Source organism: Kineosporiaceae bacterium (assembly GCA_016713225.1).
Lineage (GTDB): Bacteria > Actinomycetota > Actinomycetes > Actinomycetales > Kineosporiaceae > JADJPO01.
Genome location: JADJPO010000003.1, coordinates 323557 through 336427, shown reverse-complemented (window position 1 = coordinate 336427; position 12871 = coordinate 323557). Strand labels below are relative to the sequence as shown.

The following is a 12871-nucleotide window of genomic DNA, read 5'->3' as shown; positions in this document are numbered from 1 at the left end:
CCCGGGACCTGCCACGAGACCGGCCTGCCACGGTCAGAAGTCGACCTTGACTGCCTTGCCCTTGGCTGCCGTGTCGGGCTTGGCGGCCTCTCGTGCCGCAGGCTTGTCGCCGTCACGAACATCCACCGCCGGGGCGTCGACCCGCGGACCGATGCCGAGCTTCTCCTTGATCCGCTTCTCGATCTCGTCCGCCAGGTCGGGGTTGTCCCGCAGGAAGCCGCGGGCGTTCTCCTTGCCCTGGCCGAGCTGGTCACCCTCGTAGGTGTACCAGGCCCCCGACTTGCGCACGAAGCCCTGCTCGACACCCATGTCGATCAGGCCACCCTCGCGGGAGATGCCGATGCCGTAGAGGATGTCGAACTCGGCCTGCTTGAACGGCGGGCTGACCTTGTTCTTGACGACCTTGACCCGGGTACGCGAGCCGACCGGCTCGGAGCCGTCCTTCAACGTCTCGATCCGGCGCACATCCAGTCGCACCGAGGAGTAGAACTTCAAAGCCCTTCCACCGGTGGTGGTCTCGGGCGATCCGAACATGACGCCGATCTTCTCGCGCAACTGGTTGATGAAGACCGCCGTGGTACCGGTGTTGCTCAACGCCCCGGTGATCTTGCGCAGCGCCTGGGACATCAACCGGGCCTGCAGACCGACGTGGCTGTCGCCCATCTCGCCCTCGATCTCGGCGCGCGGCACGAGCGCGGCCACCGAGTCGATGACGATGATGTCGATCGCGCCGGAGCGGATCAGCATGTCGGCGATCTCGAGCGCCTGCTCACCGGTGTCGGGCTGAGAGACCAGCAGCGCGTCGGTGTCGACGCCGAGCTTCTGGGCGTACTCCGGATCGAGGGCGTGTTCGGCGTCGATGAAGGCGGCGATGCCGCCGGCCCGCTGGGCGCTGGCCACGGCGTGCAGGGCCACGGTGGTCTTACCGGAGGATTCCGGCCCGTAGATCTCGACCACGCGGCCGCGGGGCAGGCCCCCGATGCCGAGGGCCACATCGAGGGCGATCGACCCGGTGGGGATCACCTCGATCGGTGGGCGCGAGTCCTCACCGAGACGCATGACCGACCCCTTGCCGAACTGGCGGTCGATCTGGGCGAGTGCGGTCTCGAGGGCCTTCTCGCGGTCTGCTGGGGCTGCCATGTCTCCACCTCGTGGTCGGGAGTGCTCGAATCGGGAGCGGGTCTCGGTCTGACGATTGACGGCGACGCTAGAGGCCACCACCGACAACCGCCCGGCCGGCCGCCGTCCCCTGTGGACAGTGGGACGAGAACCCGGCGCTGTGGAGGAGACTAACCCGAACAGGTGTTCGAGGGCAGCGACACGCCGGGCTCGAGCGATCGGCGTGTCCCGGCTCACCGGCGCCGGCGCCGGGTCACCGGCTCCTCACGGCCCCAGCGCCGGTCCTCCGGCACCTCCAGGTCGAGACACAACGCGAGCCAGACGGTGCGCGGGTCCTCGCCGTCCGCCAGCGCCCGCTCGGCGGTGCGCTGCGCGAGCGCACCGAGCACGTGATCGCGCGCCAGGGTGCGGCCGTACACCGCCCCGAACTCGTCCTCCACCAACTGCCAGAACTCGCTCATCCGCACCGCACGAGCATCTCATCGCCCGATGGAGTGACGCCGACTCCGCCCGGACGGGCCAGGTGTCAAGCTCCGCGCGCGCCCTGACGATGGGTGGGCCATGACCATCGTCACTCGTCGAGGCGTCCCCTATCGCGCCCTCGCCGCTGCGTCGGCCCTCGTGATGGTGCTGCTCGGCCTGCTGGTCGGGCTCACCCTGGTGAACCTGAACCGGGCCATCTCCCACGAGGAGACGGCCATGGCCGCGAAGGCCGAGCTCGCCCAGCTGTCCCGCGAGCTCGGTGGCGCCTCGGACCTGCTCACCAGCGAGGCGCGTTCGTACTCGGTGACCGGCGACCGCAAGCACCTGGACGCCTACTGGGCCGAGATCAACACCACCAAGACCCGCGACCGGGTGATCTCGCGGCTGAAGGAACTCGGGGTGCAGCAGGACCTGCTCGACCTGCTCGCCGAGGCCAAGGCGAACTCGGACGCGCTGGTGAAGACAGAGACCCGATCGCAGCGGCTGATGCTCGAGGCCACCGGTGTCGCGCGGGCGGACATGCCCGGACCGGTCGCCGAGTGGGCGCTGTCCCCGGCCGATCAGGAGCTGTCGTCGACGCGACAGAAGGCCCTGTCCGCCAAGATCATGTTCGATGATCAGTACACCGCCGACAAGGTCCTGATCATGACCCCGGTGGCCACGTTCGACGAACTGCTGGCGAAGCGGTCGGCCGCCCAGGTGGCGACCGAGAAGGCGCGCCGCGCGAGCGCCGGCAACCAGGTGATCCTGCTCTTGGTGCTGGCCGGCCTGGCCATCGCCGCGATCCAGTGGCTGAACTACCGCCTCGTGGGGCGCCCCAGCACGCGGTACGCCGACGCCCTGAGCCGTCGCGCCGAGAGCGACCTGTCGTTCGGCTTGGCGCCCGAGGGCGCACGCGAGATGCGGCAGTTGGCCGACGCCTTCGGCCAGCAGTTCACCCAGATCGCCGCCCTGGTGCAGCGGCTGGAGAGCGAGGCCGCGCAGGTGGCGCAGTCCGCCCAGCGTCTCGACGGCATCGGCCGCGACGTGATGAACCGCACCACGGACGCCTACGACCGCGCCACGCAGGCTTCCGAGGCCTCGGCAGAGGTCGCCCACAACGTCGGGGCCGGGGCCGCCGGCGTGGAGCAGATGAGTGCCTCCATCGCCGAGATCTCCAAGAGCGCTGCGGCAGCGGCTGCGGTGGCGGGCAGCGCCGTCCAGGTCACCGAACGCACCCACCAGACCGTGGGACGGCTCGGCGGCAGCACGGCCGAGATCGGCAACGTCGTCCAGCTGATCAACTCGATCGCCGAACAGACCAACCTGCTGGCCCTCAACGCCACCATCGAGGCCGCCCGCGCCGGTGAGGCGGGTAAGGGGTTCGCCGTCGTCGCGACCGAGGTCAAGGACCTGGCCCAGGGGACGGCGCGCGCCACCAACGACATCACCGCCCGGATGGAGGCGATCGAGGGGGACGTGGCGGCGGTGATCACGGCGATGGACGAGATCGGAGCCATCATCGGTCAGATCCACGACGCGCAGAGCACCATCGCCTCGGCGGTGGAGGAACAGACCGCCACCACGCACGAGATCAACCGCAGTCTGACCGACGCGGCCGCTGCGGCTCAGCGCATCGCCGACACGGCCACCGGCGCGGTCGAGGCTGCCGGCCAGGCGCGGTCCTCGGCCTCCGAGTCGAGCTCCGCCACCGACGACATGATCAGGGTCGCCGCCTCGTTGGACGGGCTGGTCTCGCAGTTCCGCCGCTGACGCACGGCTGAGCGCACCTCGAGCAGGCACTGAGCAGCAGGCACAGAGCAGGCACTGAGCGGGCAGTCACCAGGCCACCAGACCTGCCGAGCCCCCACCGACAGCGCGATTGTCGGTGGGGGCAGGCAGGATGGCCCCGTGCTCGATCGCTTCTCCCCCGCCGCCCGGGACTGGTTCACCGGGGCGTTCGCCGCGCCCACGGCCGCCCAGCTCGGCGCCTGGCAGGCGATCAGCGCCGGCGAGCACGCCCTGGTCGTGGCACCCACCGGGTCCGGCAAGACCCTGGCCGCCTTCTTCTGGGCGCTGGACGAGCTCGCCCGTTCGCCGGTACCCGAGCAGGTCACCCACCGGTGCCGGGTGCTCTACGTCTCGCCGCTGAAGGCCCTGGCGGTGGACGTCGAACGCAACCTGCGTGGCCCGCTGACCGGTCTGCGGCAGGCCGCCACCCGGCTCGGGTTGCCGGTGCCCGAGGTCCGGGTGGGCTTGCGCTCGGGTGACACCCCGGCCGAGGAGCGCCGTTCCTTCACCCGCACCCCGCCCGACATCCTGATCACGACGCCGGAGTCGCTGTTCCTGCTGCTGACCTCGCGGGCGCGGGAGGCACTGGCCGGCGTGGGCACGGTCATCGTGGACGAGGTCCACGCCCTGGCCGGGTCCAAGCGGGGCGCTCACCTGGCGCTGAGCCTGGAGCGCCTCGACGCCCTGCTCGCCGCCCCGGCACAGCGGGTGGGCCTGTCGGCGACGGTGCGTCCGGTCGAGGACGTCGCCCGCTGGCTCGGCGGCGCGGGCGAGCGTCGGGTGGCGATCGTGCAGCCCCCCTCGGCGAAGGTGTTCGACCTGTCGGTGGTGGTGCCGGTACCGGACATGGGTGACCTGGACGGTCTCGCCCCACCGGGCACGCCGGCCCCGGGACGCGCCGCCGAGCCCGACCTCGACCTGAGCGGCCCGGCGGCCGGCGAACTGCGCCGTCCCTCGATCTGGCCGCACGTCGAGGAACGGGTGGTCGACCTGGTCGGGGCGCATCGTTCGACGTTGGTGTTCGCCAACTCACGGCGGCTCGCCGAGCGACTGACCGCGCGGCTGAACGAGGTCTGGGCCGAGCGTCTGACCGGTGAGGCGCCGGTGATCGACAGCGCTCCGGCCGAGGTCATGGCCCAGTCGGGTGCCGCCGCGGGGGCACCCCCGGTGCTGGCCCGGGCACATCACGGCTCGGTGAGCAAGGAACAGCGGGCCATCATCGAGGGCGAACTCAAGGCCGGCCGGTTGCCGGCCGTGGTCGCCACGTCGAGTCTGGAACTCGGCATCGACATGGGTGCGGTCGACCTCGTGGTGCAGGTCGAGTCACCGCCGAGTGTGGCCAGCGGCCTACAGCGGGTGGGTCGGGCCGGCCATCAGGTGGGGGCGATCTCGCGCGGGGTGCTGTTCCCGAAGTACCGCAGCGACCTGGTGCAGACAGCGGTGGTGGTCGAGCGGATGCGCGACGGCGCGATCGAGGCGCTGCGGGTGCCCGCCAACCCGTTGGACGTGTTGGCGCAACAGCTCGTGGCGATGCTCGCGCTGGACGACTGGTCGGTGGACGACGTCGAGGCGCTGGTGCGCCGGGCCGCACCGTTCGGGACGTTGACCCGGCCGGTGCTCGAGGCGGTGCTCGACATGCTGTCGGGCCGCTACCCGAGCGATGAGTTCGCCGAGCTGCGACCGCGCATCGTCTGGGATCGGCTCACCGGCACGCTGTCCGGACGCCCTGGGGCGCAACGCCTTGCGGTCACCAGCGGCGGCACCATCCCGGATCGTGGGCTGTTCGGGGTGTTCCTCGCCGGTGAGTCCGCCGCGGCGGGTGGCTCGGGTGGGCGCGGCGGCCGGAGCGGGGGCCGCCGGGTCGGCGAGCTGGACGAAGAGATGGTCTACGAGTCCCGGGTGGGTGACGTGTTCACCCTCGGGTCGACGTCGTGGCGGATCGAGGAGATCACGCACGACCGCGTGCTGGTGACCCCGGCCCCGGGCCAGCCCGGACGGCTGCCGTTCTGGCACGGCGACGCCCAGGGCCGACCGGCCGAGCTGGGTCGAGCGGTGGGGGCCTTCGTCCGCGAGATCGTCGCTCTGGACGACGCGGCGGCCCGGGCGCGCGCCGGCGCGGCCGGTCTGGACGCCTGGGCCTCGGACAACCTGCTGGCCTACCTGCGCGAGCAACAGGCGGCGACCCGCCACGTACCCGACGACCGGACCATCGTGATCGAACGGTTCCGCGACGAACTGGGCGACTGGCGCGTGGTGCTGCACTCGCCGTTCGGCGCGCAGGTGCACGCGCCGTGGGCGCTGGCTCTGGCCGAACGCCTGCGCGAGCGGTACGGCGTCGACGTGCAGGCGATGCCGGCCGACGACGGCATCGTGCTGCGCCTGCCGGACGTCGAACCGGTCGGCTTCACCGATGCGCCCGAGCCGATGGGGGCGGCCGAGTTGGCCGACCTGGTCATGCTCGAACCCGGCGACGTCGAGTCCCTGGTCACCGAGACGCTCGGCGGTTCCGCGCTGTTCGCCGCCCGCTTCCGCGAGTGTGCGGCCCGGGCGTTGCTGCTGCCCCGGCGACGGCCGGACCGGCGGCAACCGTTGTGGCAGCAACGGCAGCGGGCGGCCCAGCTGCTCGAGGTGGCCTCACGCTACGGCAGCTTCCCGATCGTGCTCGAAACGGTGCGCGAGTGCCTGCAGGACGTGTTCGACGTGCCGGGCCTGGTCACCTTGATGCGCGATCTCGCGGCCCGGTCGGTGAAGATCGTCGAGGTCACCACCACCGAACCCTCACCCTTCGCACGCAGCCTGATGTTCGGGTATGTCGCCCAGTTCCTCTACGAGGGCGATTCCCCCCTGGCCGAACGGCGGGCAGCTGCCCTGGCGCTCGACCCGGCCCTGCTCTCGGAGCTGCTCGGTCGGGGTGAGGGTGCCTCGCTGCGGGATCTGCTCGACCCGGCCGCCGTCGAGCGCACCGAATCCGAACTGCAGCGGCTGGCACCGACGCGGCGACTGGTCGGCCTCGAGGGGGTCGCCGACCTGTTGCGCCTGCTCGGGCCGACGAGCCTGGAGGAGCTCTGTGAACGAACCCTCACCGAGCCCTGGCGCGGTGAGCCGAGTGAGCCCAGCGAGCAGAGTGAGCAGAGCCAGCAGAGTGGGCAGAGCCAGGCTGATCCGCTCGATGCCGGCGGCGACCTCGCGGCCCCGGTGGCGGCGGACGTCGTCCAGGGCTGGTTGTCGACGCTCGAGAGTTCCCGGCGGGTGATCCGGGTGCGGATCGCGGGGCAGGAGCGGTGGGCAGCGGTCGAGGACGCCGGCCGGTTGCGCGACGCGTTGGGCACGCCGCTGCCGGTCGGGGTCGCCGAGGCGTTCACCGAGCCGGTGGCCGACCCGCTGGGCGATCTGGTCTCGCGGTACGCCCGCACCCACGGGCCGTTCACGGCCACCTCGTTCGCCCAGCGTTTCGGGCTGGGCGTGGCCGTGGTGACCGAGGCGCTTCGCCGCCTGGTCGCCGCGGGGCGTCTGGCCGAAGGTGAACTGCGTCCCCTCGAGTGCGGTGGGGGGCAGGGCACGGACTACTGCGACCGCGAGGTGCTGCGGACGCTGCGCCGCCGATCGGTCGCCGCCCTGCGCGCCGAGGTCGAGCCGGTCGCCGCAGCCGACCTGGCCCGGTTCCTGCCCACGTGGCAGGGCATCACCGACCAGGCCGGGCGACTGCGCGGTTCGGACGGCGTGCTGCGGGCCGTCGAGCAACTGGCCGGAGCGCTGGTCCCCGCCAGCGCGTTGGAGACGTTGATCCTGCCGGGCCGGGTGACCGGGTACTCCCCCGTGCTGCTGGATGAACTGCTCTCCAGCGGTGAGGTGCTCTGGGCCGGTCACGGTGCCCTGCCCGGGGACGACGGCTGGGTCAGCCTGCACCCGACCGACATCGCGCCGCTCACGCTGGCCCCGCCGGATCCGCTGTTCACGGCCGGTGAGCTGCACACGGCGGTGCTGAGCGTCCTCGGCGGGGGTGGTGCCTTCTTCTTCCGCCCCCTGTCGCAGGCGGTCTGGCAGGTTCTGTCGGACGCCACACCGGATGCCACGACACTGCCGGACGACGCCGTCCTGGCGGAGGCGTTGTGGGACCTGACCTGGGCGGGCTGGATCACCAACGACAGCCTGTCCGCGCTACGCACCCGGATGGCGGGCGGGCGGACGGCGCACCGGACGCGACCTGCCCCACCCCGATCCCGCTATGGCGGCCGCTACTCGGGGCTGCGTGCAGCGCAGGCATCCCGCGCAGCCGCCGGAGGGGTGGTGCCCGGGCGCCTGGCGATGCCGACTCGCTCCGGGCCGCCGACCGTCGCGGGACGCTGGTCCCTGCTGCCCGAACGCGACGGCGATGCGACGGTTCGAGCCCATGCCCAGGGCGAGGTGCTGCTGGAACGCCACGGGGTGCTCACCCGCGGTGCCGTCATCGCGGAGGGGGTGGTCGGCGCCTTCGCCGGCACCTACCGCGTGCTGTCGGCCTTCGAGGACGCCGGGCGGGTCCGGCGGGGGTACTTCGTCGAAGGGCTGGGGGCGGCGCAGTTCGCCTCCACCGGGGCGATCGACCGGCTCCGCGCGATGGCACGGCCCGTCGGGGACGATTCGCCGACGAACCGGCAGACCATCGTGCTGGCTGCCGCCGATCCGGCCAACCCCTACGGTGCGGCACTGCCCTGGCCGCCCCGTCCGGCCGAGACCGGGCAGCACAAGCCCGGTCGCAAGGCGGGTGCGGTGGTGGTGCTCGTCGACGGTGCCCTGGTGCTCTACGTCGAACGGGGCGGCCGGTCGCTGCTGTCCTGGTCGCAGGAGGCGACCGAGCTGCAAGCCGCCGCCGACGCCCTCGCCTTGGCGGTTCGGGATGGTGCGCTGGGCAAGCTGACCGTGGAGCGCGCCGACGGCGAAGGGGTTCTGGGCAGCGATCACCCCTTGGCCCGGGCACTGGCCGAGGCCGGGTTCCGGGCCACACCACGCGGCCTGCGGATGCGGATCTGAGAGCGGGGCGAGCATGCCCGAGGGCGACGTGGTCTGGCGGACGGCGCAGCGGCTCCACGCTGCGCTGGCCGGGCACCGGCTCACGACGTGGGATCTTCGCTGGCCCACGCTGGCCACCACGGACCTGCGCGGCGGACAGGTACTCGAGGTGGTCAGCGCGGGCAAACACCTGTTGTGCCGCATCGAGCGCGACGAGCGACGGCTCACCCTGCACAGTCACCTGCGCATGGAGGGCTCGTGGCACGTCCACCGCACCGGCACCGGGTCAGGAGCCGGCCGACTGACCGAGCCCGACATCCGCGCCGTCCTCGGCACCGAATCGTGGACGGCGGTCGGTCACCGCCTGGGCATGCTGGACCTGGTCGCCACCGGTGACGAACACACCCTGGTCGGTCATCTCGGCCCGGACGTGCTGGGCTCGACCTGGGCGCCGGACGTCGTCCTGGGAATCCTCGCGCGGCAGCCGTCACGGGCGATCGGCGACCTGCTGCTCGATCAACGGGTGCTCGCCGGCGTGGGCACGTTCTACATGGCCGAGGCGCTCTTCCTGCGCGGGGTGAGCCCGTGGACACCCGCTGGGGACCTCCCGCCGGACAGCCTGTCAGCCCTGGTCGACCTGGTTCACCGGCTGATGGCCGCCAACCGGGATCGCGCCGTCCAGATCACCACGGGTGATGCCCGTCAGGGCCGGACCCATTACGTCCACGCCCGATCGGGGCGGCCGTGCCGACGGTGCGGCGACACGGTCCGCGTGGCCATGATCGGGCAGGCACCCCGCGACCGGACGGCGTTCTTCTGCCCACGATGCCAACCGGGCCATGCGCCTGCTGCCGCGGCGGCACACCCGGCGCCGCTGGGCGCCCGCCGACGAGGTGAGGCGAGGATCAGGCGGCGCTGAGCTGCCCGGTGGGCATCCCGGTGCCGAGATCGTCCGGAACCGTGTCCGGAACGTGGACGTCGTTGACGGCCAGCCCATCACTGAGCCGCTCGGTCAGGCCCTCGGCCAGGGCCACCCGCTGACTCACCCGGTGCAGTACCGAGGACAGCGGTACATCGAGGGCCCCACAGATGGAGGCCAGCAACTCGCTGGACGCCTCCTTCTGGCCCCGCTCGACCTCACTCAGATACCCGAGGGACACCCGGGCCACGGAGGAGACCTCGCGCAGCGTGCGCCCTTGCTCGCGACGGGCATCCCGCAGGACGTCACCGATTTCCTGTCGCAACAACACCACGGTTCCGCCCTCCTCTCGCTCGTCGTCCCTGCTCAACGCCTCGGTCGGCGCCTCGACATATGCCCTGACATCTGCCTGACATCTGTGTCGACATGTCGTCGACCCCCGGTGCCGCCAGCTGTAGCCCCACCGTACCTCGCCGTAGCGACAAGCGCCCGGATAGGCACGGCGGCGCGGCGTCGAGGGCAGCGTGGGGACCACCCTGTCTGCAGGAACCACCGTGCCATCCAGCCTGTTCCAGGAACCCTCCGCGGGCAAGAGCTGTACGCCTTGGGCGCAATACCCGTGCTCACCACCCGTGCATACCACCCGTGCCACCGCGGGGCGTGACTCACTGATCCCCGGCGGCCTCGGCCTCCGCGCGGGCGAGCAGGGCATCGGCCTCGGTGACGATCTGTTCCGCCCGGGCGAGCCCGGCGGATCCCGCCGATCCGGCCTCCCCGGCCTGTGCTCCGCTCGGCTGCCCGAGCGACGACGGCTCGACCGATGCCGGGGCGCTCACCTGCACCGACGGCCCAGGGGCGGTGCTGCCGGCCGATGCCGGGGTCGTGCGCCCCGCCCGCAGGCCGCATCCGGACAGCAGCACCACGGCACTGATCACGACCACGGACGACGCGAGCCCGGCACGCCGGCTGGCGGGCGAGCGGCTCACTTGGTGCACACCTCCCGCGAGTCCTTCAGCCGGGCCAGGATGTCGGGCAGGGCGGCGGCCAGGTCCTGGCGGATGGCCACCCGGTTCTCCAGCAGGCGAGCGGCATCGGCGTGGCCGGCGGCCCGGGCGGCCGCCAGGCGAGCCTGTGCCCGGGCGATCGAGCCCTTGGTCTCGGCATCACCGGCCAGGCGCGCCGTCGCCCGCTCGACGCGGGTGATACGGGTCTCGATGCGCGCGCAGGTCCGGCTCATCACGTTCGCCCCCGACGCCGACGGTGCGGGGGTCGCCGAACCGGAAGGAGCGGAATCGGCGGCGGCGACGGTGATCGGGCCGGCCACCAGGGCAGCGGCCAGGGCCGGGATGGCGAGAGCGGTGAAGGTGGGCATCGAGGGTGTCCTCCGGTGCGGGTCCCCGGCGAGCCGAGGACGGCGAGCCGGCGAGGTTTCGCCGACACCGGAACCGTCCCGCGGTCAGGTGTCCGCACCGACCGAGAAATGTCAGGGGAATGTTCGGGTTGCCAACTCGAGCGCGAAACACACCCCGCCCTCGGCGGCCGGTTCGGCCACCGCCCGGCCTCCCAACCGGCGCGCGAGTTCACCGACCAACGCCAGACCCACCCCGGAACCCACCGGCCGCGCGCCGCGATAGCGCTCGGTCAGCACCCCTCGGTCGAAGGCCACGGCGCGATCCTCGGCCGACAGCCCCGGGCCGTCGTCGCGCACCTCCAGCCGGACGCCGCCCGGCAGCGGCAGCACGGCCAGAACCACCCGGCCGCCGGCCGGCAGCACCCGCAGGGCATTGTCGGTCAACGCGTCGATGACCTGCCGGACCCGTTCGCCGTCGGTCGTCACCACGGGCCCGCTCGGGGGTGCCTGGACCTCGCAGTGCACCCCCGCCGCGGCCGCCCGGGGCAGGAAGGCCGCCTGCGCTGCCCGCAACAACTGCCCGAGGTCGACCGGGGCGGCCACCAGACGGAAGTCGTCCGCCTCGAGCCGGGCCAACGCGAGCAGATCCTCGACCCGGCGCTGCAACCGGCCGGCCTCGGCCACGATCACCTCGGCCGCCGGGGCGATCTCGTGCGGTGCCAGCACGCCGTCCGCCAGGGTCTCGGCGTGCCCGGCGACCGCGGTGAGCGGGGTCCGCAGCTCGTGGGACACCGCGAGCAGGAACCGGCGCTGACGCTCCTCGCTGACCGCGAGTGCCCGGGAGAGCGCATTCAGGGCCTCGGTCACCTCGGCCACCTCACGCGGCCCCCGTGGCGTCAACGCCAGGTCGCGCTCCCCCGCCGACAGCCGGCGCGCGCCCGACGCGAGCCGCTCCAACGGGCGTGTGACGCTGCCCGCCAGCGCGAGACCGGCCAGCGCACCCCCGAGCAGGCCGAGCAGCCCGCCGAACAGGATCCGCCGCCGCTGGGCAGAGGTCAGCTGGGTCGCCGCGTTCACCCGGCGGGCCAGCAGCACGGTCCGCCGTCCGGCCGGGCGGGCGGTGACCAGCCAGTCGGTGCCCGCGACGCGTCGCGAGATCACCGGCGCCCCGTCCGCGGCAGCCGCCGCGTCCTGCGCGGTGAACGGCGCCGTGCTGGGAACCCGGCCGGGTGAGACCACCTCACCGGCCCAGCCGGCCCGGCCATCGAGCCGATTCAGCCGTGCCACCGCCCGTGCCGGTGAGCCGGAGTCGGCCAGTGCCGCCAGGGTGTCGACCTCTTGGGTCAGCGCGGCGGCGGCCTGATCGCGGTTGCCCAGGGCGATCACGCGCGCCATGCCCAGACCGGTGATCAGCGACCCGGCCAGCGCCACGCCCGAGACCAGCACCACGACCCGGCGCCGCAAGGACCAGCGCGCACCGTGCCCACCCGGTGCGCCCTGGGTACCCGGCGCACCCTGTGAACCCGGCGCACCCTGCGAACCCGGCAGGTGAGGTCGGTCAGGCGGGCTCGACGGCATACCCGACACCTCGTACGGTACGCAGTCGCGCCGCCGTCCCGATCTTGGACCGCACCTGGGCGACGTGCACGTCGACGGTGCGGGTCGGCGTCCCGGCGGGGTAGCCCCAGACCTGCGTGAGCAGCTCCTCGCGGGTGAACACCCGTCCCGGACGGCGCATCAGGAACGCCAGCAACTCGAACTCGGTGGTGGTCAGGTCGACCCCCAGGCCCGAGGCCGAGGCCCGCCGGGTGGCCGGGTCGAGCACCAGGGCGCCGACCGTGATCGCGGCCTCGATCGCCGCCGAGCCGCCCCGGCGCAGCACCGCCTTGACCCGCGCGACCAGTTCCCGGGGACTGAACGGTTTGGTGACGTAATCGTCGGCGCCGAGCTCGAGGCCGAGCACCCGGTCGACCTCCTCGTCGCGGGCGGTCACGAACAGCACGGGCGTCCAGTCGCCGCCTGCCCGCATGCGTCGGCACACCTCGGTGCCGGGCAGACCGGGCAGCCCGACATCGAGCACCACCACGGCGGGGCGATCCCGGGCGATCGCGGTCAGCGCCGATTCCCCGTCGCCGTGGATCGTGGCGGTGAACCCCTCGCGTACCAGGGCGCCACGGATCAGCTCGGCGATGGCCGGCTCGTCCTCGACCACCAGCACCAGGGGGTGGGCGTTCGACACG

Annotated in this window: 10 protein-coding genes; 3 read left to right on the top strand and 7 right to left on the bottom strand. The window is 72.8% G+C overall.

Going from position 1 to position 12871, the window contains the following annotated elements:
* Nucleotides 1-33: 33 nt before the first annotated feature.
* Nucleotides 34-1140, bottom strand: a complete 1107-nt coding sequence (gene recA, locus IPK24_12560; protein MBK8076368.1) for a recombinase RecA — start codon at nt 1138-1140, stop codon at nt 34-36.
* Between the two features lie 212 nt (nt 1141-1352).
* Nucleotides 1353-1586 (bottom strand): DUF3046 domain-containing protein, encoded by a 234-nt coding sequence (locus IPK24_12555; protein ID MBK8076367.1) that lies wholly within the window; start codon nt 1584-1586, stop codon nt 1353-1355.
* Between the two features lie 916 nt (nt 1587-2502).
* On the opposite strand from IPK24_12555, the gene IPK24_12550 reads away from it, so the two are divergent.
* From IPK24_12550 to IPK24_12540, 3 genes are all read left to right on the top strand, one after another.
* On the top strand, nt 2503-3354 hold the full coding sequence (locus tag IPK24_12550; protein MBK8076366.1) for a hypothetical protein: 852 nt from the start codon (nt 2503-2505) through the stop codon (nt 3352-3354).
* Nucleotides 3355-3462: 108 nt separating this feature from the next.
* Nucleotides 3463-8382, top strand: coding sequence for a DEAD/DEAH box helicase (locus IPK24_12545; GenBank protein ID MBK8076365.1), 4920 nt, complete (start codon nt 3463-3465; stop codon nt 8380-8382).
* Between the two features lie 13 nt (nt 8383-8395).
* Complete coding sequence (locus IPK24_12540; protein MBK8076364.1) at nt 8396-9280, top strand: Fpg/Nei family DNA glycosylase; 885 nt, start codon at nt 8396-8398, stop codon at nt 9278-9280.
* On the opposite strand, the gene IPK24_12535 is transcribed toward IPK24_12540, so the two are convergent.
* The 5 genes from IPK24_12535 to IPK24_12515 form a co-directional block, all read right to left on the bottom strand.
* Entirely contained in the window at nt 9267-9614 is a 348-nt protein-coding gene (locus IPK24_12535) for a helix-turn-helix transcriptional regulator (GenBank protein ID MBK8076363.1), read from the bottom strand. The two genes, IPK24_12540 and IPK24_12535, sit on opposite strands and share 14 nt — an antisense overlap.
* A gap of 331 nt (nt 9615-9945) precedes the next feature.
* Nucleotides 9946-10266: a hypothetical protein gene (locus IPK24_12530; GenBank protein MBK8076362.1), complete on the bottom strand. Its 321-nt coding sequence runs from the start codon at nt 10264-10266 to the stop codon at nt 9946-9948.
* On the bottom strand, nt 10263-10652 hold the full coding sequence (locus IPK24_12525; protein MBK8076361.1) for a hypothetical protein: 390 nt from the start codon (nt 10650-10652) through the stop codon (nt 10263-10265). Before IPK24_12525 ends, IPK24_12530 begins: the two co-directional genes overlap by 4 nt.
* A gap of 111 nt (nt 10653-10763) precedes the next feature.
* On the bottom strand, nt 10764-12209 hold the full coding sequence (locus IPK24_12520) for a HAMP domain-containing histidine kinase (protein MBK8076360.1): 1446 nt from the start codon (nt 12207-12209) through the stop codon (nt 10764-10766).
* On the bottom strand, nt 12190-12870 hold the full coding sequence (locus IPK24_12515; GenBank protein MBK8076359.1) for a response regulator transcription factor: 681 nt from the start codon (nt 12868-12870) through the stop codon (nt 12190-12192). The genes IPK24_12520 and IPK24_12515 overlap by 20 nt, the downstream gene beginning before the upstream one ends.
* Nucleotide 12871: the final 1 nt, after the last annotated feature.

Coding starts and splice junctions, on each gene's coding strand:
- recA (MBK8076368.1), bottom strand. CDS start 1,140: ATGGCAGCCCCAGCAGACCGCGAGAAGGCCCTCGAGACCGCACTCGCC.
- IPK24_12550 (MBK8076366.1), top strand. CDS start 2,503: ATGCGGCAGTTGGCCGACGCCTTCGGCCAGCAGTTCACCCAGATCGCC.
- IPK24_12540 (MBK8076364.1), top strand. CDS start 8,396: ATGCCCGAGGGCGACGTGGTCTGGCGGACGGCGCAGCGGCTCCACGCT.
- IPK24_12525 (MBK8076361.1), bottom strand. CDS start 10,652: ATGCCCACCTTCACCGCTCTCGCCATCCCGGCCCTGGCCGCTGCCCTG.
- IPK24_12520 (MBK8076360.1), bottom strand. CDS start 12,209: ATGCCGTCGAGCCCGCCTGACCGACCTCACCTGCCGGGTTCGCAGGGT.